This window comes from Nocardioides sp. Kera G14, assembly GCF_020715565.1.
Classification (GTDB): Bacteria; Actinomycetota; Actinomycetes; order Propionibacteriales; family Nocardioidaceae; genus Nocardioides.
Genome location: NZ_CP085839.1, coordinates 157,851 through 183,949, shown reverse-complemented (window position 1 = coordinate 183,949; position 26,099 = coordinate 157,851). Strand labels below are relative to the sequence as shown.

General features: G+C 69.9%; 29 protein-coding genes. 4 read left to right on the top strand and 25 right to left on the bottom strand.

Annotated features, from left to right (window positions below):
• Positions 1-48 precede the first annotated feature (48 nt).
• The 14 genes from LH076_RS00915 to LH076_RS00850 all read right to left on the bottom strand — a co-directional run bounded on the left by LH076_RS00915 (position 49) and on the right by LH076_RS00850 (position 13,556).
• A complete protein-coding gene (locus LH076_RS00915; protein ID WP_227782098.1) occupies positions 49-303 on the bottom strand; it encodes a DUF4229 domain-containing protein in 255 nt (84 codons plus the stop codon).
• Positions 300-1,322 carry a c-type cytochrome biogenesis protein CcsB gene (ccsB, locus tag LH076_RS00910; RefSeq protein WP_227782097.1) on the bottom strand — a complete coding sequence of 341 codons (1,023 nt, stop codon included), beginning with the start codon at positions 1,320-1,322 and terminating at the stop codon, positions 300-302. Before ccsB ends, LH076_RS00915 begins: the two co-directional genes overlap by 4 nt.
• A complete protein-coding gene (locus tag LH076_RS00905) occupies positions 1,319-2,926 on the bottom strand; it encodes a cytochrome c biogenesis protein ResB (protein ID WP_227782096.1) in 1,608 nt (535 codons plus the stop codon). Before LH076_RS00905 ends, ccsB begins: the two co-directional genes overlap by 4 nt.
• Complete coding sequence (locus LH076_RS00900) at positions 2,908-3,666, bottom strand: cytochrome c biogenesis CcdA family protein (RefSeq protein WP_227782095.1); 759 nt, start codon at positions 3,664-3,666, stop codon at positions 2,908-2,910. The genes LH076_RS00905 and LH076_RS00900 overlap by 19 nt, the downstream gene beginning before the upstream one ends.
• Positions 3,663-4,253 (bottom strand): TlpA disulfide reductase family protein, encoded by a 591-nt coding sequence (locus LH076_RS00895; protein ID WP_227782094.1) that lies wholly within the window; start codon positions 4,251-4,253, stop codon positions 3,663-3,665. The genes LH076_RS00900 and LH076_RS00895 overlap by 4 nt, the downstream gene beginning before the upstream one ends.
• A gap of 11 nt (positions 4,254-4,264) precedes the next feature.
• Complete coding sequence (locus LH076_RS00890) at positions 4,265-4,930, bottom strand: histidine phosphatase family protein (protein WP_227782093.1); 666 nt, start codon at positions 4,928-4,930, stop codon at positions 4,265-4,267.
• Complete coding sequence (gene hemL / locus LH076_RS00885) at positions 4,927-6,261, bottom strand: glutamate-1-semialdehyde 2,1-aminomutase (protein WP_227782092.1); 1,335 nt, start codon at positions 6,259-6,261, stop codon at positions 4,927-4,929. Before hemL ends, LH076_RS00890 begins: the two co-directional genes overlap by 4 nt.
• Before the next feature lie 78 nt (positions 6,262-6,339).
• Positions 6,340-7,584: a lytic transglycosylase domain-containing protein gene (locus LH076_RS00880; protein ID WP_227782091.1), complete on the bottom strand. Its 1,245-nt coding sequence runs from the start codon at positions 7,582-7,584 to the stop codon at positions 6,340-6,342.
• Between the two features lie 117 nt (positions 7,585-7,701).
• Entirely contained in the window at positions 7,702-8,706 is a 1,005-nt protein-coding gene (gene hemB / locus LH076_RS00875) for a porphobilinogen synthase (RefSeq protein WP_227782090.1), read from the bottom strand.
• 13 nt (positions 8,707-8,719) lie between these two features.
• Complete coding sequence (locus tag LH076_RS00870; protein WP_227782089.1) at positions 8,720-10,315, bottom strand: uroporphyrinogen-III synthase; 1,596 nt, start codon at positions 10,313-10,315, stop codon at positions 8,720-8,722.
• Between the two features lie 16 nt (positions 10,316-10,331).
• Complete coding sequence (gene hemC, locus LH076_RS00865; protein WP_227782088.1) at positions 10,332-11,267, bottom strand: hydroxymethylbilane synthase; 936 nt, start codon at positions 11,265-11,267, stop codon at positions 10,332-10,334.
• A complete protein-coding gene (locus LH076_RS00860) occupies positions 11,264-12,583 on the bottom strand; it encodes a glutamyl-tRNA reductase (RefSeq protein WP_227782087.1) in 1,320 nt (439 codons plus the stop codon). The genes hemC and LH076_RS00860 overlap by 4 nt, the downstream gene beginning before the upstream one ends.
• Positions 12,580-13,242 carry a redox-sensing transcriptional repressor Rex gene (locus LH076_RS00855; RefSeq protein ID WP_227782086.1) on the bottom strand — a complete coding sequence of 221 codons (663 nt, stop codon included), beginning with the start codon at positions 13,240-13,242 and terminating at the stop codon, positions 12,580-12,582. The genes LH076_RS00860 and LH076_RS00855 overlap by 4 nt, the downstream gene beginning before the upstream one ends.
• 62 nt (positions 13,243-13,304) lie before the next feature.
• Positions 13,305-13,556 carry a glutaredoxin family protein gene (locus tag LH076_RS00850; protein WP_227782085.1) on the bottom strand — a complete coding sequence of 84 codons (252 nt, stop codon included), beginning with the start codon at positions 13,554-13,556 and terminating at the stop codon, positions 13,305-13,307.
• Between the two features lie 119 nt (positions 13,557-13,675).
• Between LH076_RS00850 and LH076_RS00845 the strand changes: the two genes are divergently transcribed.
• The 3 genes from LH076_RS00845 (at position 13,676) to LH076_RS00835 (ending at position 16,719) form a co-directional block, all read left to right on the top strand.
• Positions 13,676-14,554: an HAD family hydrolase gene (locus tag LH076_RS00845; RefSeq protein WP_227782084.1), complete on the top strand. Its 879-nt coding sequence runs from the start codon at positions 13,676-13,678 to the stop codon at positions 14,552-14,554.
• A 118-nt stretch (positions 14,555-14,672) separates the two neighbouring features.
• Positions 14,673-15,449 carry a sigma-70 family RNA polymerase sigma factor gene (locus LH076_RS00840; protein WP_227782083.1) on the top strand — a complete coding sequence of 259 codons (777 nt, stop codon included), beginning with the start codon at positions 14,673-14,675 and terminating at the stop codon, positions 15,447-15,449.
• A 130-nt stretch (positions 15,450-15,579) separates the two neighbouring features.
• The gene (locus LH076_RS00835; RefSeq protein WP_227782082.1) at positions 15,580-16,719 is read left to right on the top strand and encodes a DUF5667 domain-containing protein; all 1,140 of its coding nucleotides are present in this window, start codon (positions 15,580-15,582) and stop codon (positions 16,717-16,719) included.
• A gap of 4 nt (positions 16,720-16,723) precedes the next feature.
• Here LH076_RS00835 and LH076_RS00830 read toward each other — a convergent pair whose 3' ends face one another.
• The 10 genes from LH076_RS00830 to LH076_RS00785 form a co-directional block, all read right to left on the bottom strand.
• Positions 16,724-17,938 carry a lysophospholipid acyltransferase family protein gene (locus LH076_RS00830; RefSeq protein WP_227782081.1) on the bottom strand — a complete coding sequence of 405 codons (1,215 nt, stop codon included), beginning with the start codon at positions 17,936-17,938 and terminating at the stop codon, positions 16,724-16,726.
• Positions 17,935-19,002, bottom strand: a complete 1,068-nt coding sequence (locus LH076_RS00825) for an NAD-dependent epimerase/dehydratase family protein (RefSeq protein ID WP_227782080.1) — start codon at positions 19,000-19,002, stop codon at positions 17,935-17,937. Before LH076_RS00825 ends, LH076_RS00830 begins: the two co-directional genes overlap by 4 nt.
• 84 nt (positions 19,003-19,086) lie before the next feature.
• Positions 19,087-19,188, bottom strand: a complete 102-nt coding sequence (locus tag LH076_RS00820) for a 30S ribosomal protein bS22 (protein WP_017933175.1) — start codon at positions 19,186-19,188, stop codon at positions 19,087-19,089.
• A 17-nt stretch (positions 19,189-19,205) separates the two neighbouring features.
• A complete protein-coding gene (locus LH076_RS00815; RefSeq protein ID WP_227782079.1) occupies positions 19,206-19,406 on the bottom strand; it encodes a helix-turn-helix domain-containing protein in 201 nt (66 codons plus the stop codon).
• A gap of 168 nt (positions 19,407-19,574) precedes the next feature.
• On the bottom strand, positions 19,575-20,777 hold the full coding sequence (locus LH076_RS00810; RefSeq protein ID WP_227782078.1) for an acetoin utilization protein AcuC: 1,203 nt from the start codon (positions 20,775-20,777) through the stop codon (positions 19,575-19,577).
• A 9-nt stretch (positions 20,778-20,786) separates the two neighbouring features.
• Complete coding sequence (gene proC, locus LH076_RS00805) at positions 20,787-21,572, bottom strand: pyrroline-5-carboxylate reductase (protein ID WP_227782077.1); 786 nt, start codon at positions 21,570-21,572, stop codon at positions 20,787-20,789.
• A 16-nt stretch (positions 21,573-21,588) separates the two neighbouring features.
• Entirely contained in the window at positions 21,589-22,326 is a 738-nt protein-coding gene (locus LH076_RS00800) for an ABC transporter permease (RefSeq protein ID WP_227782076.1), read from the bottom strand.
• Positions 22,323-23,036, bottom strand: a complete 714-nt coding sequence (locus tag LH076_RS00795) for an ABC transporter ATP-binding protein (protein ID WP_227782075.1) — start codon at positions 23,034-23,036, stop codon at positions 22,323-22,325. Before LH076_RS00795 ends, LH076_RS00800 begins: the two co-directional genes overlap by 4 nt.
• Before the next feature lie 5 nt (positions 23,037-23,041).
• Positions 23,042-23,848, bottom strand: coding sequence for a sugar phosphate isomerase/epimerase family protein (locus tag LH076_RS00790; protein WP_227782074.1), 807 nt, complete (start codon positions 23,846-23,848; stop codon positions 23,042-23,044).
• Between the two features lie 7 nt (positions 23,849-23,855).
• Positions 23,856-24,794, bottom strand: coding sequence for a Ppx/GppA phosphatase family protein (locus LH076_RS00785; RefSeq protein ID WP_227782073.1), 939 nt, complete (start codon positions 24,792-24,794; stop codon positions 23,856-23,858).
• A 54-nt stretch (positions 24,795-24,848) separates the two neighbouring features.
• On the opposite strand from LH076_RS00785, the gene LH076_RS00780 reads away from it, so the two are divergent.
• Positions 24,849-25,256, top strand: a complete 408-nt coding sequence (locus LH076_RS00780) for a TIGR03618 family F420-dependent PPOX class oxidoreductase (RefSeq protein ID WP_227782072.1) — start codon at positions 24,849-24,851, stop codon at positions 25,254-25,256.
• Here LH076_RS00780 and LH076_RS00775 read toward each other — a convergent pair whose 3' ends face one another.
• Positions 25,257-26,030, bottom strand: coding sequence for a hypothetical protein (locus LH076_RS00775; protein ID WP_227782071.1), 774 nt, complete (start codon positions 26,028-26,030; stop codon positions 25,257-25,259). It abuts the gene before it with no gap.
• Positions 26,031-26,099: the final 69 nt, after the last annotated feature.

Sequence of the window (26,099 nt, the reverse complement as noted above, 5' to 3'; positions counted from 1 at the left end):
CCCCGGACTCGAGGGTAGGAAACCCCGGATTCGGCGGTGCGGGACTGCCTATTCGGTGTCCTCGCGGGTGCGGGCCCGCTCGAGGGCGGCCTCGGCACGGGCACCGACCTTGGCGGCGAACTCCTGGCGCTGGCGGTTGAGCAGAGGGACGGAGACGATCATCGACACGATCGCGGCGATCACCACGGCGGGAAGCCACGGGACACTGCCGTGGTTGAAGATCGCCCAGAGACCCGCGACGATCGCGAACGAAGCGAGGAAGACGGCGAGACGCATCACCGTGTAGAGGGCGAATTCCTTCACAGCGCTGCCTTTCCGGCGACATGGCTCGTCGCTGGCAAGGCGTACGAGTGCTGCGACGTCGAGCTGAAGTAGTTGATGCCGATGAAGTTGAACCACAGCGTGGCGACACCGACGAGCGCGAGGATCGCGGCGTTGCGGCCCTTCCAACCCGCGGTAGCGCGGGCGTGGAGGTAACCGGCGTAGACGACCCACGTGATGAACGCCCACACCTCCTTGGGATCCCAGTTCCAGTACGACGACCAGGCCTGGTGCGCCCAGATCGGTCCCGTGATCAGGACCGCGAACGTCCAGACGGGGAAGGCGAAGGCGTGGATCCGGTAGGCCACGCGGTCGAGCACCGGGAGCTCCGGGACGCGGGAGAGCCAGCCGCCCCAGAAGCCCTTCACCTCGCGGGAGCCGACGCGACGCTTCACGAGGTACACCGCCGAGGCCATGCCACCAAGGGTGAAGGCGCCGGTCGCGAGGATCGCGGAGACGACGTGGATCACGAGCCAGTAGGAGTTGAGCGCCTCGGTCAGCGGAGCGACCGGCTCGTAGAGCCAGATGCCACCGACCATGAGGACCACCAGCACGAAGGTCAGGACCAGCGGCGCCATCCAGGCGAGGGTGAGGCGGCGGTAGAGCAGCACGTAGGCCGCGGCCACGACGAACGTGCCCGACATCGTGAACTCGTACATGTTGCCCCACGGCACGCGGTGCGGGTCGGCGGCCATGCCGCGCGAGACCAGCGCCGCCAGGTGCACCAGCACCGCGAGGACGGTCAACAGGATGCCGAGTCGCGCGGAGAACTCACGGCGGAACTCGCGCTTCTCGTCACGCGCGGCCTCCCCGTCGACCCAGGTGACGCCGCCCGCGGCAGCCGACCCGTCGGGAGTGACGAGCTCGCGACGTACGGCCTGCGACCGGGTGCCGGCGAGGGCGGCCCACTCGGCGAGATGGCAGAGCAGGGCGAGGAAGTAGAGGACACCGGCCGCGCCGATCGCGTGGCTCGAGAGTGAGTCCCACTGGGGGGAGGTCATGCCTGCTCCTTCTGCTGCAGCCGGGAGACGAGATCGGAGATGACGGCGGCGGTGTCGTCACCACCGGACCGATCGAGCCCGGCGATCTCGACCAGTGTGCCCTCCTCGGACGCGGTGGCGCGAACCCAGAGCCGGCGGGGACGGATGAAGAGCGACCCGAGCAGCCCCAGCAGGCAGAGCAGGACGCCGCCGAGTGCGAGGTACTTGCCGGGCTGCTGGCTGATCTGGATCTTGTTCCAGCGCACGACACCGTCGAAGCTGACGGAACCGAGACCGTTGGGAAGCGTGACCGTCTGTCCGACCTGCATGTCCAGGCGCAGCGGCTTCGCCTTGCCGGTGGTCGGATCGGTGGTCATGACCTGCTTCGACTTGGAGGTGTCGAGGGAGTAGACCGACTGCGGTCCGGCGTCGAGGTTGAGGTCACCAGCCCAGACCTGCATGGAGATCAGCGGGTTGAGGTCGTTGCCCATCAGCGTCGTGGGATTGCCGGCGTCGTCCATGATGAACGTCGGGTAGAAGACGCCCTGCAGGCCGATCTGGTCCTTCACGTTCGGGGTGTTGCTCCCCTTCACGACACCGAAGGAGAAGAACGTGGCGTTCTCCGGCAGGAAGACCTGCGGCCCGGTGAAGAGGATCTTGCCCTTGGCGTCGCGGATCGTGATCTCCGGCGCATAGCCGTGGCCGATGAGGAAGAGCTCGGTCGACCCGATCGTCAGGGGGTGGTTGACCCGCAGGTTGTAGCTCTTCTCCTCCGCCGCCGTGCAGCTCGACTGCGGGCAGTAGGAGAGCTTCGAGTCGAAGGCGCGGGCCATCCCCTTGCGCGGCCCGCTGGTGAGCCAGTCGACGTCGAACTTGTCGATGTGGAACGTGAACGGGTCCATCCGGGACGAGTCGAAGAGCGAGCCGGGGTCGAGGTCGTCGTACTGCTGCGGGGTGTTGGAGAAGCCGTAGTCCTTGCCGACCACGACGATCACACCGCCCTTGTAGCCCAGCAGCGAGCCCATCGCGAAGCCCACCAGCACGAGGATCACCGAGAGGTGGAAGAGCAGGTTGCCGGCCTCGCGGAGGTAGCCCTTCTCGGCCGAGACATAGTCCTCGGCGTCGCGTCGGAGCCGGTAGCGCTTCTTCCGCAGGACCACGCGAGCGCGGTCGAGCACGTCCGCGGGCACCTCCGTCGTGACGTACGACGACGAGTCGGCCATCCGCGTCAGGTGCCGTGGCGCGACGGGAGGCTGGGCGCGAAGCCCCCGCCAGTAGACGAAGAGCCGCGGGATGATGCAGCCGATCAGGCTGATCATCAACAGGATGTAGATCGCGCCGAACCACGGCGAGGAGTAGACGTCGAAGAGCCCGAGCCGCTTGTAGATCGGCGTGAGGTGCGTGTGCGCCTCCTGCCACTGGGAGGTCTTGAGCGAGTCGACGCCGGACTGCGGGATGAGCGAACCGGGTACGGCGGCCAGGGCCAGCAGGAGCAGCAGGATCAGGGCCGTGCGCATCGACGTGAGCTGGCGCCACGACCAGCGGGCGAGCTCGCGCGCGTTGAGCTCGCCCGGGCGGCGATCGTCCGGAGCGGGTTGCGTGTGTGTCACAGGCTTGTCGACCACCAGTCGCTGACGAGATGTCCCTGGATCCACTCCACCGCGTAGTCCCACCAGCCGGTGAGGAGCGCGAGGCCGATCAGGATGAAGAGAAGGCCGCCGAGGCGGGTGACCCACGCGATGTGGCGGCGGATGAAGCTGAGCGCACCCAGGGCACGACGCCACAGCAGCGCGAACCCGACGAAGGGCAGGCCGAGGCCGGCGCTGTAGAGCGCGAGCAGCAGGCCACCGCGCACGGCGGTGCCCGACGTGCCGGCGAGGTTGAACATCACGCCGAGGGTCGGCCCCATGCACGGTGTCCAGCCGACGGCGAAGAGCACGCCCAGCAGCGGCGCGGCGATCAGGCCGACGGCAGGTATCCGGTGGAAGCGCACGTCGCGCTGGAGGATCGGCATCGCGCCGAGGAACGCCAGGCCGAGGATGATCGTGAAGACACCCAGCACGATCTGAAGCTGGTCCTCGTGCGAGGAGAACCAGAAGCCGACCGTTCCGGCCGCGACGCCACCGGCGACGAAGACGACGGTGAAGCCGAGGACGAACAGCAGGGACCCGAGGAGCATCCGGCCACGACGTACGTTTCCCGACGCGACATCGGCACCCGACAGGCCCGTGGCGTAGGAGAGGTAGCCGGGCAGCAGCGGCAGCACGCACGGCGAGAGGAACGAGATCAGGCCGAGCAGGATGGCGATCGGGGCGGCCAGCGCGAAGGAGCCGTCACCCGTCGTCTGCTTGATCCACTCGGTCACGACTTCACCTTGCAGTCGTCGCTCGCCTGGTCGTCGGCGATACAGCCGACGAGCTCGGTGAGCGTGAGCTTGGAGGGCAACTGACCCGAGACGGTGGCCGCGATCCGGCCGTCGGCGTCCAGCACGACGGTCGAGGGCAGGGCGCGCGGCAGGCCGGGCAGGGCGAGCAGCGCGGCACCGTCGGGTGAGTAGAGAGACGGATAGCTGACGCCGATCGACCGCTCGAAGGAGATGCCGTTGTCGGCGGAGTTGTCACGGGTGTTGACGCCGATGAAGGTCGCCTTGCCCTCGAGGTCCGCGGCGGCGGCCTGGAGCATCGGCATCTCCTTGCGGCAGGGGCCACAGTTGCTCCACCACACGTTGACCACCACCGGCTTGCCGCGGTTGTCCTTGGCACTCCAGGTGCCGCCGTCGAGGGTGTCTCCGGTGAGGTCGACAGGCTCGCCGCGCTTCGCCGTCGGCCAGACCTTGATCTGCCCGTCGCCCGTGACGTAGGCGCCGCCCTGCGTGCCCGACAGGTCGCTGCACCCCGCCACCAGGGCGAGGATGGCGAGCAGAGGTACGACGAGGAGCCGGCGAGATTGCATGACCGAGTGCATCAGGGGCGCTGACCGCCGGCGCTGAAGGGGTCGTCGCGCTGCTCGACGGGGATCATGTTGAGCACCGGCTCGCTGTAGGAGACCTGCTGGAACTCCTCGCCGACGAAGTGGAAGGACGTGAGCGAGCAGAGCGTGCACTGCCGGTTGCGCGGGTTGTGGATGTAGGAGCGTCCCTCGACGAAGAGGCGCACCGTCCAGATCGGCAACTGGTGGCTGACGATGACCGCCTCGTGGCCTTCGGCGGCCGCGCGCGCGTCGCCGATCGCCTCGAGCATCCGGGTGGTGATCTCCTTGAACGGCTCACCCCACGACGGTCGGGCGGGGTTCCACAGCTTGGGCCAGATCCGCGGGTTCTTCAGCGCGTTGTTCGGACCCTTGAAGACCATGCCCTCGAAGTCGTTGGCCGACTCGATGACGCGCTCGTCGATCTGGACCTCGAGCCCTCGCGCGGCGGCGAGCGGCGCGGCGGTCTCCTGCGCACGCTCCAGCGGACTGGACACCATGTGCGTGATGTCGCGGTCCTTGATCGCACCGGCGACGTGCTCGGCCATCGCACGACCGCGCTCGGAGAGGTGGAAGCCGTCACGGCGTCCGTAGAGGATGCCGTCGGGGTTGTAGACCTCACCGTGCCGGAGCAGGTGGACGATCGTGTCAGGCGTCGTCATCGCTGCACCGCCGCGGCTGCGCGGGCTGCCTTGGGCAGCGCGTTGACGATGTGGTCGAGCGCCTCGTCGTCGTGCGCGGCGCTGAGGAACCACACCTCGTAGGCGCTCGGCGGCAGGTAGACCCCATCCGCCAGCATCGAATGGAAGAAGGCCTTGTACGCCGTCTCGTCTGTCGTCTTCGCCTCGTCGAAGTTCGTCACCGGAGCCTCGGTGAGGAAGATCGAGAACATCGTGCCGGTGCTCTGGACCTGATGGGCCACACCGGCCGCATCGAGTGCGCCGGAGGCGGCCTGCTTCACGACGTCTGCGGCACGCGCGATGTGGCCGTAGACCTCCTCGGTCGCGAGGCGTAGCGTCGTGAGTCCGGCGGTCGTCGCGACCGGGTTCCCGCTCAACGTGCCGGCCTGGTAGACCGGACCGACCGGCGAGAGCGTCCGCATCACGTCGGCGCGGCCGCCGAACGCCGCGGCCGGGAAGCCGCCGCCCATCACCTTGCCGAAGGTGATCAGGTCGGGGCGCCAGCCCTCGACCTTGCCGTCGAGGCCCCAGTGCCCGTCGCGAGTCGCCCGGAAGCCGGTCATCACCTCGTCGGAGATGAAGAGCGCGCCGTGCTTCGCGCAGAGGGTCGAGATCAGCTGGTTGAAGCCGGGCGCCGGTGGGACGACGCCCATGTTGCCGGGGCCGGCCTCGGTGATCACGGCCGCGATCCGCGGGCCGTGCTCGGCGAAGGCCGCCTCGAGAGCGGTGGTGTCGTTGTACGGCAGCACCAGTGTGAGCTCGGTGGACGACGCCGGGACGCCCGGAGTCCCAGGCACCGCGAAGGTCACCAGGCCCGAGCCGGCAGAGGCCAGCAGCGAGTCGACGTGCCCGTGGTAGCAGCCGGCGAACTTGATGATCACGTCACGGCCGGTGAAGCCGCGGGCGAGACGGATCGCCGACATCGTCGCCTCGGTGCCGGACGACACGAAGCGGACCTCGTCGACGGGCGTGCGCCCGACGATCTCCTCCGCGAGCTCGACCTCGGGGGTCGTGGGCGTGCCGTACGACGTCCCCCGCTGGATCGCCGCCGTGACCGCGGCCTCGACCTCCGGGTGCCGGTGGCCGAGGAGCATCGGCCCCCAGGAGCAGATGAGGTCGACGTACCGGTTGCCGTCGACGTCGGTGAGCCAGGCACCCTCCGCCGACGCGATGAAGCGCGGCGTCCCGCCCACGGCGTTGAAGGCACGGACCGGCGAGTTCACCCCGCCAGGTGTGACCGCCTGGGCCCGCGCGAAGAGCGCCTCCGAGGCAGGTGCGGACCCGGTGTCGATCGAGCTGTCGATGTCAGGCACCCGGTCATTCTCCCCGCGATGTCCCACCTGAGCATCTTCGGGGCGGCTTCTCAGGATTCCACGGGCCTTCGTCGGGTATCAGCTGGTGAGCTTGGCGACGCAGGTGTTCAGGGTGGCGAGCGCCTTCACCGATCCCAGCGGGTTCGCGGCCAGGAGGTCGTTGACGCTGTCGAAGCCCATGTCGGCCAGGCACTGCACGGTGGCCTGTGCCTTGGTCAGCGTCTTGTCGAGCGGGTCCACACCCGTGGAGGGCAGCGCGGGAAGCGTCGGCTTCGGCAGCTTGACCGACGGCGTCGACGGCGCGTCCGAGGTGGACGGCGTCGAGGGCTCGTCGCTCGAGTCGGTGGTCGACGGAGCGGTCGGCTTCGTCGCGACACCGCCGCTGGGCGGCGCCGAGGCGAGCGTGGTCGCCTTCTTCTTGGTCTTCTGGGTCTTCGGCGCGGCCGGTGCGGGCTCGAAGTAGCTGGCCGGGAGGACGTAGTTCGGGATGGCGCTGAAGTCGCCGGCGAGGTAGTCGCGGTAGACCGACATGACGGTCATGACGTACGACTCGGAGTGGTTGTACCGCAGCACCGCGGCCTCCTGGCCGGCGTCGGTGGAGAGGTCCTCGTCGCCGGAGCAGAGGTAGACGGCCGCCGCGAGGGCGGCGTCGTTGATGTCCTGCGGGTCGCGCTTGCCGTCGCCGTCAGCGTCCACACCGACCGTCGACCACGTCGAGGGGATGAACTGCATCGGGCCGACCGCGCGGTCGACGGCCGTGTCGCCGTCGTACTGCCCGGCGTCGGTGTCGGCGATGCGGGCTGTGCCGGCGGTGCCGTTGAGCGGCAGGCCGAAGATGCCCGGGGTCACGGTGCCGGTGTCACTGAGGGTGTTGCCCTGGGCGCGGCCGTGGTTGGACTCGACACGACCGATCGCACCGAGGAGCTGCCACGGCAGGTGGCAGCTGGGGTCGGCCTTGTTGATGACGGTCTCGGCACGCTGGTAGGCGGCGAGCGCAGCGGCGGGGATCTCGGAGGCCGAGGCAGTGGAGATGATCTGCTGGGCGCTCTCCCCGGTGACGCCCGCCGTGGCGGAGTCGGTGGTGAGGCTGGCCGGGACGAGGAGCGCCTTGCCGGGCACCTGAGTGCCGTCCGGGAGGTTCTGCTGGTCGTCGGCAAGCGCCGTCGAGGCGCCCGAGGTGCTGATCGAGATCGTCCAAGCGGCGGAGAGCATGGCGAGCGGCACGAGGGTCGCGATCCGCTTGGTGCGGCCCGACACGATCCGTGTGCGCCCGTCCGCGCGGTGTGCGCGCGTCTGCTCGTCAATCCCGTTCGGCGTGGTCATCATCGACTCCGTTGTTCCTGCTCCCAGTGTGACGTAGACCTCAACGAGGCCTACGTTGACGAGGTTACGCGCGGGTGTGACGCCGCGTTGCAGATAGGAGAACTCCGAGCACGGGAGTCAGCGCGCGAGAAGCGAAGCGGCTTCGACGGCCCAGTAGGTGAGGATCATGTCCGCACCGGCCCGCCGGAAGGCGGTCAGCGTCTCGAGGATCGCGGCCTCGCGGTCGATCCAGCCGTTCGCCGCGGCCGCCTCGACCATCGAGTACTCGCCGGAGATGTTGTACGCCGCCACGGGGATGTCGACGGCGTCCTTCACCTGGCGCAGCACGTCGAGGTAGGGCAGTCCCGGCTTCACCATGACGATGTCGGCGCCCTGTTCGACGTCGAGCAGTGCCTCGCGGACGCCCTCGAGGCCGTTCGCGGGGTCCTGCTGATACGTGCGACGGTCACCCTGGAGGGAGGAGCCGACCGCCTCGCGGAACGGCCCGTAGAACGCGGAGGCGTACTTGGCGCCATACGCGAGGATGGCGACGTCCTGGTGGCCGGCTCCGTCGAGTGCGTCGCGGATGACGGCGACCTGGCCGTCCATCATCCCGCTCGGACCGACCATGTGGACGCCAGCCTCGGCCTGGGCCAGGCCCATGGCGGCGTAGAGCTCGAGGGTGCGGTCGTTGTCGATGACGAGGGCGCCGGCCGACGTCTCGGTCAGGACGCCGCAGTGGCCGTGCGAGGTGAACTCGTCGAGGCACAGGTCGCTCATCACCGTGAGCGCATCGCCGACCTCGGCGACCGCGTCGGCGATCGCCACGTTGAGGATGCCGGACGGGTCGAGCGCCTGGGAGCCCTCGGCGTCCTTGTGCTCGTCGGTGGGGACACCGAAGAGCATCACGCCTCCGATGCCGGCCTCCGCAGCGTCCGCGACGGCGGCACGGGCGGAGTCCCGGCTGTGCTGCACGACGCCGGGCATCGAGGAGATCGGTCGGGGCTCATCGAGGCCCTCGGCGACGAACATCGGCAGGATCAGCTGCCGCGCCTCGACCGACGTCTCGGCCACCATCCGGCGTAGCGCCGGCGTCCGCCGCAGGCGACGCGGACGGATGACGGGCCGCTCGATCTCGCTCATCGCTCGGGGAGCCTCAGCTGCTGGTCGCGCGACGACGGGCGGCCGGCTTGCGGTCGCTGGGCTTCGTCACCGGCTGGCCGGCCTCGAGGAGCCCGGCACGACGTGACGACCCGAAGTCCGCCAGTGCGTCGGCAAGTGCCTCGATCGACGGCTCCTGCGCCAGTACGTCGACCCGCAGTCCGTGCTCCTCGGCGGTCTTGGCCGTGGCCGGCCCGATGACGGCGATCACCGTCGACGGGTGTGGCTTGCCGGCGATGCCGACGAGGTTGCGGACGGTGGAGGAGGACGTGAAGACGACGGCGTCGAACTTGCCGGTCTTGATCGCGTCGCGCGTCGGCGCGGGCGGCGGGGCGGCCCGGACGGTGCGGTAGGCGGTGACGTCGTCACACTCCCAGCCGAGCTCGGTGAGGCCGGCGATGAGGTTCTCGGTGGCGATGTCCGCACGCGGCAGGAAGACGCGGTTGATCGGGTCGAGGTCCGCGTCGAACTCGGGCCACACCTCGAGCAGACCGGCCGCGGACTGGTCGGAGGCGGCGGGCACCAGGTCGGGGCGCAGGCCCATCTCGAGCAGTGCGGATGCGGTCTTGTCGCCGACGGCGGCGATCTTGAGACCCGAGAAGGCACGGGCGTCCAAGCCGTACTCGTCGAACTTCTCGCGCACGGCGCGCACCGCGTTGACGGAGGTGAAGGCCACCCACTCGTAGCGGCCCTCGACGAGGCCGCGGATGGCCTTGTCCATCTGCTGCGGGTTGCGCGGCGGCTCGACGGAGATCGTGGGGACCTCCTCGGGCACCGCGCCGGCCGAGCGCAGGCGGGTGGACAGGGCGGGCGCCTGCTCCTTCGTGCGCGGCACGAGGACACGCCAGCCGAAGAGCGGCTTGGTCTCGAACCAGGAGAGCGTCTCGCGCAGCGACACGACCTTGCCGACCACGATGACGGCGGGAGGAGCCATCCGGGCCGCGCGGGCGTCGGCGGCGATGTGCGCGAGGTCGGAGGTGACGGTCTGCTGCTCGGTCGTGGTGCCGACGCGGGTCATGGCGACCGGCGTCTCGGCGGAGCGACCGGCGGCGATCAACGCCTTGGCGATGTCACCGATCAGGCCGACGCCGGACAGCAACACCAGGGTGCGGTCGTCGGCGTACTGGCTCCAGTCGATCTTGCTGTCGCCACAGGTGACGACGGCGACCTCACGGTGGTCCTTCGTGGTGAGCGGGATGCCGGCGTACGCAGGGACCGCGGCGACGGACGAGACGCCCGGCACGATCTCGAAGCCCAGGCCCGCCTTGGCGACGGCGGCCGCCTCCTCGGGGCCCGACGCGTAGACGAACGGGTCACCGGTCATGAGGCGCACGACGCGCAGCCGGCGCTTGGCCTGCTTGACGACGACCTTGGCGCGGGCGGCGTGGGTGAGCGGCTGCCCATCCTCGCCGAATCCGCCGTCGACGAACTCGACGGCCGCAGCCGTCGGACCGCGCAGCGCGGCCACGAGGGCCTCGTGCTCCGGCGCCTCGGTGATCACCACATCGGCCTGACGGATCAGGTCAGCAGCGCGGACGGTCAACAGCTCCGGGTCTCCCGGACCACTGCCGACGAACGACACCCAACTCATGCTTGTGCCTGTCTAGCTAGCTCTCGTCGCCCGCCAGGGTGCCTGCACCCTCGCTGAGCATCTCCTCTGCCAATCGAGTCCCGACGCCGGCGGCATCGGCGGGGCTGCCACTTGCCGATCGCCGGATCGCGACCGCCCCATCGGGTGAGAGCACCACGGCTCGCACCCACAACTCATCTCCGTCCTCACCCTCGACAACGTCGGCGAGGGTGCCGATCGGTGCTGCACAACCACCTTCAAGCGTGGCGAGCAACGCCCGCTCCGCCGTCACAGCGGCGCGGGTCGGACCATGGTCCAAGGCCCGCAGGGTCTGGCCCAGCTCATCGTCCGCACGGCACTCGATGCCGAGTGCACCCTGCCCGGGGGCGGGGAGCATCTGCAGCGGGTCCAGCATCTCGGTCACCTCGTCGAGGCGGCCGATCCGACTGAGGCCGGCACGGGCGAGTACGACTGCGTCGAACTCTCCGGACCGAACTTTGCCGATCCGGGTGTCGATGTTTCCACGCACGCCGGTCAGTTCCAAACTCAAGCCGAGTGCGGCCAGCTGGGCGACCCGTCGCGGGGACCCCGTGCCGACCTTCGAACCCGCCGGAAGCTCGCCCAGCGTGAGCCCGTCACGGGCCACGATGACGTCCCTCGGGTCCTCGCGGACAGGGATGGCGATGAGATCGATGCCCTCGGCGGCGTACGTCGGGAGGTCCTTGAGTGAGTGGACGGCGACGTCCACCTCGCCGGCCAGGAGTGCGTCGCGCAGGGCGCTGACATAGATGCCGGTCGGGGTCGCGCTGGTCACGGGCGTGCCGGCCGCCTGGCTGCGATCGCCCTCGGTGACGATCTCGACGAGCTCGACCTCGAGGCCGAGCTGATCGCGGATCATGTCGGCCACCTGGCCGGACTGGGTCCTGGCGAGGAGCGAGCGGCGGGTGCCGAGTCGCACCGTCTGTCGAGTCACTGGTCAGTGGCTCCCGAGGTCTCCGCGCCGTCGACCACCGAGGTCACGACGGAGCTGGTGACGGCGGCCACCGCGCCGGCGTCGAGGGCGAAGAGCTCGGCGAGCGCACGCTCGTAGGTGATCGCACCCTCGTTGGCGAGCTCACGCACACGCACGGTCGGCTCGTGGAGGAGCTTGTCGGCGACACGGCGGACGGTCTTGAGCACCTCGGCGCGCACGCGCGGGTCGAGATCGGGGACCACGTGGTCGAGACGCTCGACCTCGGCGTCGACGACCTGCGTCGCCATCGATCGGAGCGCGACGACGGTCGGGGTGACAGAGGCCTGACGGCGCGCGGCGAGGAAGGCCTGCACCTCCTGGCTGACGATGTTCCGGACGGCGGCGACCTCTCCGGCGGCCTCGGTGCCGTGGAGGCTCTCAGCGAGCTCCTCCAGGCCGACGAGTGTCACACCGGGGAGCGACGCCACGGCGGGGTCCACGTCGCGCGGCAGGGCGAGGTCGATCAGGGCGAGCGGCCGGCTGACGGGGCGCTCGACGAGCGTCTCGAGACCGAGCAGGTAGCCCCGCGCGCCGGCGCAGGTGATGACGACGTCCGCGTCGGCGATCGACGCGGCGAGCTCGTCGAGACCGCGCGCCACCCCGCCGTACTCGCTAGCGAGGCGCACGGCGCTGGCGAAGGTGCGGTTGACGACCGTGAGGTCGGTGGCGCCCAGTCGGCTGACGGTGGCGGTCGCGAGCCCGGCCATCGCTCCCGCACCCACGACGACGACCCGCTTGCCCTCGACGCCGTCCGGGGCGGCCTGCGAGAGCGCAGCGGTGACGAGCGTCGGGGCGGCGCTGTCGATGTCGGTCTCGGCGCGAGTGCGCTTGCCGACCCGGAGGGCCTGCTGGAAGAGCGTGTTGAGGGCCGGGCCGACGGTGCCGAGCTCCTGGCCCAAGCGGAGCGCCTCGCGGGCCTGGCCGAGGATCTGGCCCTCGCCGACGGCCATCGAGTCGAGGCCGGCCGCGACGCGGAAGAGGTGGGTGACCGCACCGTCGTCGTAGTGGACGTAGAGGTGCGGGAGCAGGGCCTCGACGGACTCGTCGGCACGCTCGACGAGGAGGCGGGAGAGGCCCTCGACGGAGCCGTGGAAGCGGTCGACCTCGGTGTAGATCTCGAGCCGGTTGCACGTCGAGATGACCGTCGCCTCAGTGACGTGCTCGGTGCCGGTGATCTCGTTGATCAGCTTGACGACGCCGTCACCGTCCAGGCTGACCTTCTCCAGCAGGCTCACCGGTGCGGTGTTGTGACTGATACCGACGACGAGAACACTCATGCGCTTTCACCGTGCGCTTTCCGCTGCTCGTGATACGCGAGGATCTGCAGCTCGATGGACAGGTCGACCTTCCGTACGTCGACACCGGGGGGCACCGACAACACGGTCGGGGCGAAGTTGAGGATGCTGCTGATGCCGGCCGCGACCATCCGATCGGCGACGTCCTGCGCCGCATGAGCCGGGACGGAGATCACACCGATGGCCACGTTGTGCTCGGCCGCGATGGTGTCGAGGTCGGTGAAGGGCAGCACCGGCACTCCGCCGACCTCCTTGTCCTGCAGCGTCGGGTCGGCGTCGAGCAGGGCGACGATGCGGAAGCCACGGCTTCGGAAGCCGGAGAAGTTGGCCAGTGCCTGGCCCAGGTTGCCAATGCCGACGATGACGACGGGCCAGTCCTGCTCGACCCCGATCTCACGGGCGATCTGGTAGCGCAGGTAGTCGACGTCGTAGCCGACACCGCGGGTGCCGTAGGAGCCCAGGTAGGAGAGGTCCTTGCGCAGCTTGGCGCTGTTGACGCCGGCCGCAGTGGCGAGCTCCTCACTGGAGCAGCTCCGGACGTCGGAGTCGGCCAGCGCGTTGAGTGCCCGGAGGTACACCGGCAGACGCGCCACGGTCGCCTCGGGGATGTCCCGAGCGTCCGCAGTGGTCGCCTTCGTCACGCCTAGCACGGTACGCCGCTTGTGAACGTGAGAACAAACCCGAGAACGCTCCACGGGGCCTCTCAGGAGGTGAGCGCGGCCCGGAGACGAGCGGGGTCGACCCGCCAGAAGTCGTGCTGTCGGCCGTCGACGTACGTGACGGGGACCTCGTCGGTGAAGCGCTCCCGCAGGGCCGGGTCGAAGCCGTCGCCGTCGACGTCGAGTTCGGCGTACTCCTCACCGAGCTCGGCACAGACCGCTTCGACGACAGACCTCGCCTCGTCGCAGAGGTGGCAGCCGGGGCGGGTGTAGAGCGTGACGCGCGGTTCGGACACGTCTCGATCTTCCCACTCGATCCCACGAGCCGCCCTGCGGGCGACTGGCTTACTCGCTCGGCGCGTGTCGCACACCTCCGGCGGCGACACGACCTCACTCGATCGCCTACCTTGGCCGGGTGGCCGCACCACGCAAGGACCCCAAGCCGCTGCACCGGCGCTCGACGCTCGCCGGCGAGGCCTCGCGCGCGGTGAGCGAGCTGGAGGCCGCCCTCGCCACCCCCGAGCGTGCCGACTCCGCAGCCTTCTTCGACGTCGACAACACGATCATGCAGGGCGCCTCGATCTTCCACCTGGCGTGGGGGCTCTACCAGCGGAAGTTCTTCACCACGCGCGAGATCGCCGGCGCGGTCTGGAAGCAGACCTACTTCCGGCTCGTCGGCGTCGAGGATCCCGAGCACATCGCCGAGGCCCGCAACTCGGCGTTGGCCTTCATCGCCGGCCACACCGTCGCCGAGCTGCGGGCGGTGGGACAGGAGATCTTCGAGGAGCGGATGGCCGACCGGATCTGGCCCGGCACCAAGGCGCTGGCCCAGATGCACCGCGATCAGGGGCAGCGGGTCTGGCTGGTGACCGCGGCGCCGCAGGAGATCGCCGACGTGATCGCCGCCCGGCTCGGGCTCACCGGGGCCATGGGGACCCAGGTCGAGTCGGTCGACGGCGTCTACACCGGTCGGCTGGTCGGCGACCTTTTGCACGGGCCCGAGAAGGCGGTGGCCGTGGCGGCGCTCGCCGAGGCCGAGGGGCTCGACCTCTCCCAGTGCTCGGCGTACTCCGACTCCTACAACGACCTCCCCATGCTCTCCATGGTCGGCGACGCCTGCGCGATCAATCCGGACCATCGCCTCCGAGCGCACGCCCGAGCCCAGGGATGGCGGATCCGGGACTACCGGACCGGCCGCAAGGCAGCCCGTGCCGGCCTCCTGACCGGTGCCGTGGGCGGAGCGGTGGCGGGAGCCGTCACCGCCGGCATCGCGCTGCGTGGGCGACGCCACTGAGCCACCCCGTAAGCAGCGATGTTGCCGTCCTGTACCGAATTGTGGATCGGCTGACAGGTTGCCGACGCCCGGGTTAGAGTGACGCTGCTTTTCACGGGGAGCATCGGGAGGATGTTTCATGCGCACGTCTGTCGGCGACTTGTCGCGAGGGTTCGACGCCCTTCGCGATGCTGTCGCCACGGCACTCTGCGCAGGTGCTGTGCCCGCGACGGCCGGCGGCATACGTACGTCGTCGCACTGGCTCCTCACCGAGATGGCGAACAACTGGGCCGACGCCGTACCTGTCCCGGACGGTCCCAGCCAGGACGACCGTGATCTCGCCGCCTCCTCCGAGGAGTCCGAAGCCGACCGCACCCGCCTGATCGCGCTCGTGGAGCTGGCCCGCAAGGGTGACACCGACGCCTTCGGGATGCTCTACGACCACTACAACGGCGCGGTCTACCGCTTCCTCTACTACCGGACGCGTTCACAGTCCCTCGCCGAGGACCTCACCTCCGAGACCTTCTTCCGCGCGCTGCGGTCGATGACGAGCTTCCGCTGGCAGGGCAAGGACTTCGGCGCCTGGCTCATGACCATCGCGCGCAACCTCGCCACCGACCACTTCAAGGCCGGGCGCACCCGGTTGGAGCTCACCACCGAGGACATGGGGGCCCACGACGACGAGACCGAGTCGCCGGAGGCCGAGGTGCTCGCCGGGCTGACGAACGAGATCCTGATGGCGGCCCTCACCAAGCTCCCCGACGAGCAGCGCGACTGCGTCGTGATGCGCTTCCTCCAAGGCATGTCGATCGCCGAGACCGCCACGATCCTGGGCCGCTCCGAGGGTGCGATCAAGCAGCTCCAGCTGCGCGGCGTGCGCAACCTCGCCAAGCTGATGCCGGAGGGGCTCCGATGACAGCGCGGGAGCGTGACCGGATCGGGTCCTTGGTCACCTCGGTTGTGGACGTTCGTGCCATAACCTGCCTGCCTCCGGCCTCGTTGAACCTCGTGGTGATCCCCCTGGATCACTGCACAGGAGGAGTCCGATGATCACCACGCCGTCCGGGCGGCGCGCCGCCCAGCAGTTCGACGACCTGCTCGAGGGTCGCATCACCGATGCCCCTGCCGAGCTGACCGCGCTGATCGAGTTCGCCGAGCGCGCCTGGGCCGTTCCCGCCCCGACGCCGCGAGCTGACTTCACCGCCTCCCTGCGCGAGCGCCTGATGGCCGAGGCGCCCTCCGCCCTGGCCGACGCTCCCACGGACAACCGCCTCGCGGTCTCCCTTCCGACCGGCCTCCGCAAGGGTCCGCGGCGTGTGGCGGCGGCCGTCGCCGTACTGTCCGTGGCGGGTGCCGCCACCGGTACCGCCTTCGCGGCCGAGAGCGCCCTGCCCGGCGACACGCTCTACCCGATCAAGCAGCTCGTCGAGTCGACCCACGCGGCGATCTCCTTCGGTGATGACGCCAAGGGCGGCGTCGAGCTCCACCGGGCCGCGACCCGCCTCGAGGAGGCGACCACCCTCGCCCAGGCCGGCGACTCCGCCGGCGCCACGGACGTGCTCAAGGACTTCGTCGAGCAGGCCACGAAGGGCGCCGACCTCCTGATGGCCGCGGGCGAACCCGCCGACATCCACGCCTTCACCCTCTCGGGTGTCTCGGGTCTTGCCGGCCTCAGCGGCCTGCTCCCGACGGACGTGCTCGCCCCGGTCCTGCAGACGCTTCTCGGCATCGACAAGGCCGTCACCGCCTCGTTCCCCGACGCCGGCGATGGCATCACCCAGCTGCCCACGACCCTCAACGCCATCCTGACGGCCGCGGTCACCGCTCCGTCCAAGGCGGCGCACCCCGGCAGTACGCCGGCCAAGCCCGTCGCCCGGTCCTCCGCGGGCACGAATGCCAGCACCCCCCCCAAGCCGTCCACGGCGCCATCCACCTCCACGAGCACGAAGACCTCCAAGCCGAAGCCCACCAGCGTCGGTGACGCGGTCGGTGACCTCGGCGACACCGTCGGCGGAGACGTCCTCGGTGGCGTCGGCGGCGCGGTCAGTGGCGTCGGCAGCGCCCTCCCCAGCCCTCTCGGTGACGTCGTGGGTGGGGTCGGCGACACGGTCAGCGGCGTCGGTGGCGCCGTCGGCGACACGCTGGACGGCGTCGGCGGCCTCCTCAACGGCGGCACCGGCAACTAGCCCGTCAGCGGAAGACTGATTGGCGCTTCTGGAGAAGGTGGAAGAGCGTCTGCTGGATGGTCTCGCGGACCTGGTCGGTGACGTTGAAGACCAGCATGGGGTCGTCGGCGGCGCCTGACTCGTAGGAGTCGGTGCGGATGGGCTCGCCGAACTCGATCAGCCACTTGCTCGGCAGCGGGATCGCGCCGAGCGGGCCGAGGAGCGGGAAGAACGGCGTGATCGGCAGGTAGGGCAGGCCGAGGATCCGGGCGAGCGCGGGGACATTGCCGACGAGCGGGTAGATCTCCTCCGCCCCGACGACCGAGACCGGCACGATCGGGACGCCGGTGCGGATCGCCGCGGAGACGAAGCCGCCGCGGCCGAAGCGCTGCAGCTTGTAGCGCTCGCTGAACGGCTTGCCGATGCCCTTGAAGCCCTCGGGCCACACGCCGACCAGCTCGCCCGCGCAGAGCATCCGCTCGGCGTCCTCGTTGCAGGCCAGGGTCGCCCCGCCCTTGCGGGCGATGGAGCTGACGAACGGCATCTTGAAGACCAGGTCGGCGCCGAGCGGGCGCAGGAAGCGTCCGCTGTGGTCGTGCACCTGCACCATCGTCATCAGCGCGTCGAGCGGGATCGTGCCGGAGTGGTTGGAGACGACGAGCGCTCCCCCGGTCGTCGGGATGTTCTCGGCGCCGACGACCTCGATCCGGAACCACTTCTCGGCGATCGGGCGCAGCGCGGCGAGGAAGAAGTTCCGCGTGATCTCCTCGTCGAAGCCGTAGGGGTCGACGCAGAAGTCGCCCGTCACGCGTCGCCGCAGGAAGGCGAGGAAGCGCGCGAGCTGCGGCTCCCACTCCTCGCCGAAGACCTCATGGGCGGCGTGGGTGAGCGCAGAGAGCCAGTCACTGATCGGGATCCCGGCCAGAGGGCCACCGCGTGACTCGCTGACCTCGAGGGTCGGCCGTCGGTCGTCGTACGTCGGCGACGACTGGGACGGCGCGGCGGCAGGCTCCCGAGGCGGAGTCGGTGCTGCGGCCTCGGCGGCGGGTGGAGTCGGCTCGACCTTCGCCGGCTCCCCCTTCTTCGGCGCGGGTTTCTTGGCGCCGGCCGCGAGGCTGCGGGCCGCCGAGGACGGGCGCTGGCCTGTGCCGCGCCCGGGACGGCCGCGGGTTCCGATCGGGATGACCTCGGCCTCGTCGGGCTTCCCGTCGCCGGGCTGCTCGGGACGCGGGGCGCTCATCGGGTGCCCGCTTCCGTGAGCGGCGCAGGAGCCGGCTGCGAGGAGGCCGGGACTGACGCGGCAGATAGGCGGGCCTCGAGGGAGGCGAGGGCGGCGTCGAGTCGGTGGATTCCGGGCTCGAGGCTGCTGGCGAAGTCCTCGATGGCGGTCTGCGTCGTGTACCGCGGCTCGAAGCCGAGCTGTTCGCGCATGCGCGTGGTGTCGACGCCGCGACCGTAGGTGAGGAAGGCGCGGAGCTCGGGCGAGAAGTCGGTGAGGCGGGCTGAGCGCAGCACGTTGCCGATGCCACCGATGGCGAAGCCGGGCATGGGCAGGGTCGGCCGCGCCAGGCGCCGCGTGATCTGGCTGAGCGTCAGCAGGCCGTCGCCCGCGATGTTGTAGGTGCCGGGCCGCTCGGCGGCCACCGCGTGACCGAGGGCGCCCAGCAGGTCCTCCTCGTGCAGGAACTGCACGCGCGGGTCGAAGCCCAGCACCGTGGGCAGCACGGGCATCCGGAGGTAGGACGTGATCGGGCTGTTGACCGTCGGGCCGACGACGTTGGCGCAGCGCAGCACGGTGACGTTGAGGTCGGGCCGGCGGCGGGCGAGACCGCGGACGTAGCCCTCGATCTCGGCGACGTCCTTGCCGTAGCCGCTGCGGGGCGTGCGGCGCGGCTCCATCTCCTCGGTGAACATCGCCGGGTCGCGGTGGCTCGCGCCGTACACGGTGGTCGTCGACTTCACCACGAGGTGCCGCACCGTCTCAGAGCGCTGGATGGCGGCGAGGAGCTGCATCGTCCCGATGACGTTGAGCTCCTTCATCGTCGTACGCCCACCGGCAGGGCCGGGGGTGGAGATGATGCTCATGTGGACGACGGTGTCGACGTCCTCCTTCGCCAGGATCTTGGCGATCACCGGGTTGCGGATGTCGGCACGGACGAAGCTCACGCCTCCGACGTCGCCGCGGGGCGGGACGACGTCGACGCCGATCACACGCTCGACGTGGGGGTGCTCGGCCGCGGCGACCGCGAACTTGCGGCCGAGGTCGCGCGAGACCCCGGTAACAAGAACGACGCGACCAGCCACTCGCTCACCCTAGCGGGGAGTAGGTGGGGTCGCGTCAGACGGACTGGATGTGGACGGTCCCGTGACGGGACCGACCACGTCGGATCACTTGCCGAGCTTGCGGCGAGCGACGCGCGTCTTCTTGAGCAGCTTGCGGTGCTTCTTCTTGGCCATCCGCTTGCGACGCTTCTTGATCACAGAACCCATAGGGAGGGAGCCTACCGTCAGCCTGCGTTGTAATAAGAATTCTGGAGGTACGCATTGGCGTCCTCCTCACGGACACGGAAGGAACGACCGACGCGGACGGCAGGCATCTCGCCGCTGTGCACGAGGCGGTACACCGTCATCTTCGAGACGCGCATCATCGCGGCGACCTCGGCAACGGTCAGGAACTTCGCCTCAGCGAGTTCGGGCTTGCCGGCCATCTCATCGTTCCTGTCTGTGCAGATTCGTGCTGCGCCGTCAGCGGCTTCCCGCCGCTATACACCCGGAGCAGGCGTGTGAACATTAGAGCCTGCTGTGACTGGTGGGGAAGAGGAAACCAGCGGGATTTTTCTTTGGTTCGGCGTGTCGGCTTGAAATCGCTCTAAACGTTACCAAGCAGAGGGATCGAGACCGTGGTGCGGGAACACCACGCGGCGGGTCTCGTCGATCTGCCGATCGAGCCAGGAGTCAGGGTCGTAGCCCTCACGCCAATCCCTCCACTGTGGAACCCTCCCGTCGGTCATGTGCCCCGGCGCGACGCGTCCCATCCGTTGCTGGATGTGCTCGCGCCAACCGCCCGGCGTCTCGACGGCCGGATCCAGCGGGGAGCCGCCGACGATCGCGAGCAGATGGGTCCATGCCCGCGGGACGACGTCGACGACGGCGTACCCGCCACCGCCGAAGGCGACCCACTTCCCGCCGGCGACCTCGTGCGCGAGCTCGTGCAGGGCGAGGTACGTCGCCCGCTGCCCGTCCACGGACAGCATGAGGTGTGCGAGCGGGTCCTCGAAGTGCGAGTCGCAGCCCTGCTGTGTCACGAGGATCTCCGGCTCGAAGTTGCGGACGAGCTCCGGGACGATGGCGTGGAAGGCACGCAGCCAGCCGGAGTCGGCGGTGCCCGGCGGGAGCGCGACGTTGACGACGCTGCCCTGGGCGTCGGGGCCGCCGATCTCGGTGGCGAAGCCGGTGCCGGGAAAGAGCATCTGGCCGGTCTCGTGCAGCGAGATGGTCAGGACACGCGGGTCGTCCCAGAAGGCGCGTTCGACCCCGTCACCGTGGTGCACGTCGACGTCGACGTAGGCGATCCGTGTCGCGCCGTGGTCGAGGAGCCACTGGATGCCGGCGGCGACGTCGTTGTAGACGCAGAAGCCGCTCGCGCGGTTGCGCATGGCGTGGTGCAGGCCGCCGATGACGTTGGCGGCGTGGAGGCACTCCCCCTCCCAGACCTGCCGGCAGGCCTCGACGCTCGCGCCGACGATGTGCGCACTGGCCTCGTGCATGTGGTCGAAGACCGGGTCGTCCTCGGTGCCGAGGCCGAAGGCCAAATCGGGCTCGTGGGTCTTGCCCGCCCGCATGACGGCCTCGATGTAGGCATCGCCGTGCACGGTCGCCAGCAGATCGAGGTCCGCCATGGGCGCGGGGACGACCGCGAGTCGTCCGGCGCTCCCCGGACCCGCCAGCACGCCGAGCTCGTCGGCGAGCCGCATGGTGAGGTCGATCCGGACCGGGCTCATCGGGTGTGTCGGCCCGAAGTCGTAGTCGGTCAGGTCGGGTGAGAAGACGACACTCGCCGGGCCCTGGCACTCCACCATGACGGGGATCTAGCCCTCGCGCGCGATCTCGCGGCTGCGGTCGCGGTTGGCCCGGGTCGCCTTGAGGAACGTGCTGCGCAGGCCGTCGGCCTCCAAGACGGCGAGTGCGGCCGCCGTGGTGCCGCCGGGGCTCGTCACCTGCTCGCGCAGCACGGCGGGGTGCTCGTCGCTCTGCTGCAGGAGCAGGCTGGAGCCGACCAGCGTCTGCTCGACCAGCTGCGTCGCGACGGCCCGGGTGAGACCCAGGTGCACGCCGGCCTCGATCAGCGCCTCGGCGATGTGGAAGACGTACGCCGGCCCGGAGCCGCTCAGCGCGGTGGCCGCGTCGAGCTGCTTCTCGGGGATCGTGACGGTCGCTCCCACCGCGGCCATGACCTGCTCGGCCATGGTGACCTGCTCCGGGGTCGCGCTGGTGCCGGCGCTGATGATCGACATGCCCTGGCCGAGGACGGCGGGGGTGTTGGGCATGACCCGCACGACGCCGACGCCGTCGGGCGCCGCCCCCTCCATCTGCTCGGTCGTGATGCCGGCAGCGAGGGAGATGAGGAGCTGTCCCCGACTCAGGGGCAGCTCGCCGATGATGCGCAGGATGTCGTAGGGCTTCACGCCGAGGATCACGACGTCTGCGCCGTCGACGACGTCCGGTGCGGAGCCGTGGGTGACGCCGTACTGCTCGGCGAGCTCCTCGCCACGCTCGGGCCGACGGACACCCGCACGCACCTCGTGGCCGGCCTTGGCCAGTCCCGCAAGGACGGCTCCGCCCATGTTGCCGACACCGACGATCGCGATCTTCACGCGCCCAGACTAGGGGTTACGGCGTGCGGCGACGGAGGGTTGCTGCTCCGAGCACCAGGGCGGCGAGGGCGAAGGCGGCCACGATCCCGAGGTCCCGCCAGACCTCGCCGGTCGACGTCTGGGTGACGAGGTGCTGCATCGCGTCGACGGCGTACGACAGCGGCAGGACCCTGCTGGCATCCTCGAGTACCGACGGCAGTTGCTCCCGGGGGACGAAGAGGCCGCAGACCAGGATCTGCGGCACGATGACCACCGGCATGAACTGCACAGCCTGGAACTCGGTGGTCGCGAACGCGCTCACGAGCAGGCCGAGCGCCGTGCCCAGGATGGCGTCGACGATGGCGATGACGCAGAGCAGGACAGGCGACCCGGCCAGGCTGAGATCGAGCGGGCCGATGCAGATCCCGACCGCGATGAGAGCCTGCACGGCGGCGATCAGCCCGAAGGCAGCCGCGTAACCGGCGAGGAAGTCGAGCTTGCCGGTCGGCATCGCGAGCAGTCGCTCGAGGGTGCCCGACGAGCGCTCCCGAAGCGTCGTCACCGAGGTCACGAGGAACATGACGAACAAGGGGAAGATGGCGAGCAGCGCGGGGCCGAGCCGGTCGAACGGTGAGACCGGCACGTCCTTGAACATCCACCAGAGCAGCACCATGAGCGCGGCCGGGACGACGAGCAGCATCGCCAGCGTGCGGGGGTCGCGACGGATCTGGGTGAGGACGCGGGCGGCGATCGCGACCGCGATCCGGGGGCTCATGCCGCACGCACCAGGGCGAGGAATGCCTGCTCGATGTCGTCGGCCCCCGCCTGGGCCTTGATCTCCGCGGGTGTGCCGCTGGCGAGGAAGACACCATCACGCATGAGGAGCAGGCGGTCGCACCGGTCGGCCTCGTCCATGACATGACTCGAGACCAGCAGTGCGGCACCGTCCGCTGCCAGGCGGTGGAACGTGGTCCACAGGTCCTCGCGGAGCACCGGGTCGAGGCCGACCGTCGGCTCGTCGAGGACGAGGAGGTCGGGCTGGCCCAGCAGCGCCACGGCGAGCGAGACCCTGGAGCGCTGCCCTCCGGACAGGTCCCGTACGACGGCACCCGCCTGCGCCTCGAGGTCGACCGTGGTCACGACCTGATCGACGTCCTGGTTCGAGACGCCCAGGACGCGGGCGAAGAAGCGGAGGTTCTCCGCCACCGTCAGGTCGGCGTAGATGCTGGAGGCTTGGGTGACATAGCCGATGCGGCTCCTCAGCGCCGGGCTCCCGGCCGGCTCCCCCAGCACCTCGCAGGTGCCTGTGATACCTGCCTGGACGCCGACGACCGCGCGCATCAGCGTGGACTTGCCACATCCCGACGGTCCGAGGAGACCGGTGATCTGGCCGGCCGGAACCTCGAAGTCCAACCCGTGCAGCACCTCATGATCACCGCGCGTGACATGAAGCCCCGCAGCCCGGATCGCCGTCGACGTACTCACTCGGCTCAGGTTGTCAGATGCTTCCGGGCGAAGGCGAGGGACTCGGCGAGCATCTCCCTGCGCGCCTCGCGGGAGCCGGCCTTGCGAGTGGTGATCTCGACGATGATCTCGCCGTCGAAGCCGGTGCGGGCCAGGTGCTGCAGGAAGCGGTCGGCGCCCATCGTGCCGCGGCCGGGGACGAGGTGCTCGTCCTTGGCCGAGCCGGTGCCGTCCGTGAGGTGGATGTGCGCGAGCCGGTCTCCCCAGCGCTCGGCCATCTCGATGACGTCGTCCCCGCCGATGGCGGCGTGGCTGACGTCGATCGTGCCGTGGGCGAAGTCCCCGATGCTCGGGTCGCGGTCGGGGAGGTACATCGCGACCGGCCCGCTGGCACGACCGGTGGAGCGGGCCTTCCACGGGTACATGTTCTCGACCGCATAGCGCAGGCCGGTCTCGCGCTCGAGGCGCTTGATGCCCTCGACGAAGTAGCGGGCGTAGTCGCGCTGCCAGCGGAACGGCGGGTGTACGACGACCGTCTCTGCTCCGACGGCGTGCGCCATCTCCGCAGAGCGCTCGAGCTTGCCCCACGGCTCGGTCCCCCAGACGCGCTGGGTGAAGAGCAGGCAGGGCGAGTGGATCGCCGAGACGGCGATCCCGTGGCCCTCGGCGAGCTGGCGCACGGACTCGATGTTGGTCGAGTCGCGGTCGATGCCGACCATCACCTCGACCGCGTCGTAGCCGAGCTGGACCGCCCAGTCGAAACCTGCCGCCGTCGACTCGGGATAGACCGAGACGGTCGAGAGCCCAATGCGGACTGGGGATTCTCCACTCACGCCCGGCTCACTCCGTGCCCAGGAAGCTGAGGTGGTCGAGTCGTTCGAGGATCACGCCCTCGCGCAGTGCCCAGGGGCAGATCTCCAGCTCGGCGAGGTCGAAGATGTCCATGCAGGCCTCCGCGACGAGAGCACCCGGGACGATCTGGTGAGCACGGCTGGCGCTCACTCCCGGGAGCGAGCTCAGCTCCTCGAGGCTCATCCCGACCAGCTTCGGGATCCACTCGCGCAGCTCGACGAGCGGGAGGGCCCGGCGTACGAGCGCACCGTCACCGCTGGGCGCAGCACCGGTGATGCGGGCCAGGCTTCGGAAGGTCTTGGAGGTCGCCACCGCCCGGTCGGGGGCGCCGGCGCGGAGCAGCTGCCCGGCGTTCGCGGCGATGTCCGCGCGGATCTGGCGACGGAGCGCCTTGAGCTCGACATCCGTGGGGCGCTGGCTCAACGTGGTGCGCGCCAGGCGTGCGGCACCGAGCGGCAGGGACCAGGCCACGTCGGGCGCCTCGTCCGCGCCGCCGGCGAGCTCGAGGGATCCTCCGCCGATGTCGAAGACGACGAGGCGGCCGGCGCTCCAGCCGAACCACCGGCGCACCGCGAGGAAGGTCAGCCGGGCCTCGTCCTCCCCACTGAGGACCTCCAGCGTGATGCCCGTGCGCTCCTGCACGTGCGCGAGGACGGCGTCGGAGTTGCCGGCGTCACGGACGGCACTGGTGGCGAAGGCCATCACCTCCGCACACCCCTTCTCGTCTGCGACCTGGGCCGCCTCGCGGACGAAGTCCGTCAGCGCGTCGATGCCCACCTGGGAGACGTCACCGGTCGGACCCAGGTGCTCGGCGAGGCGCAGCGGCTGCTTGAAGGAGTACGCCGGCAGCGGCGCGGCGCCCGCGTGAGCGTCGACGACGAGCAGGTGACCCGTGTTGGAGCCGATGTCGAGGACGCCCAGACGCATGGCTCCAGCCTAGAGGGAGCGGAATAGGCGAGGACGCCGGGCGATTCTCCTTCCATGACCTCGATCAAGGACGTAGTCCCCGCCTCCCACCACGACCTGCTCGACGTGGCCGGCACCGCCATCCTCACGACGATCGACTCCGCCGGTCGCCCGCAGACCACGGCCGTCTGGTTCCGCGTCGACGAGGAGGGCCGCCTGGCCACCTCCATCACCGCGGAGCGCCAGAAGTTCAAGAACATGTCGGCCAACCCCGAGATCGACTTCTTCTTCATCGATCCGGCCAACCCGTTCCACACGCTCGAGGTGCGCGGCACCGTCGAGCTGGTCAAGGACGACGAGAACCACTCCGGGATCGCGGCCGTCGGCGAGCGCTACGGCATGCCGCTCGAGGAGCTGCTGAAGATGGGCTCGGACCGTTACAACGTGATCGTGACGCCGCGGAAGGTCGTCACGAACGGCTGATCAGCGCGGGTCGGCGGGGTGCAGCGCGAGCAGCGAGCGGGACCGGACGTGCGCCTCGGCGTGCCTCGCCAGCTCGGCATAGCCGTTCGGACCGATCAGCGCGACCAGCTCGTCGCGTGAGGTGACGAAGAGTGGCTCGACGGCCTGGTGGGCGATCGGGTTGCCGGTGCAGTACCAGTCGAGGTCGTGACCGCCCGGACCCCAGCCGCGGCGGTCGTACTCGGTGATCGTCACCTCGGTGTAGGTCGTGCCGTCGGTGCGCTCGATCTCGCGGAAGAGTCGGCGGATCGGCAGCTGCCAGCACACGTCGGGCTTCGTCTCGACGTGGGTCGTACCGAGCTTGGCCGCCAGGATGTGCAGCGCGCAGCCCTCACCGCCCACGAAACCCGGGCGGTTGGCGAAGATGCAGGCCTGCTCGCCGTTGACGACGTGCGTCTTCGTCTTGCGGCTGCCCTCGTCGTCCTTCTCGACCCAGTCCTTGGTCTTGATCCTCGAGCGGCCGGGGCGGAACTGCCACTCCGCACTGGTCAACTGGTCGACGTACGTGCGGGTGCGCTCCTCGTCGTCCTCGTCGGCGAAGTGGGCGCCGAGGGTGCAACAGCCGACCGAGGGGGCGTCGGCGTAGATGCCCGCACAGCCCTGCCCGAAGATGCAGGAGTACGCCGACGTCAGCCAGGTCAGGTCGGCCTTGACGACCTCCGTCGGATCATCGGGATTCGTGAACTCGACCCATGCACGAGGGAAGTCGAGCGGGACCTCGGTGCCGACAGACATGGCCGCAAGCGTAGGCGACCTGGAGCGTCCCTCACCGCGGCACGGAGAGAACGTCTCGATGTCAAGAGA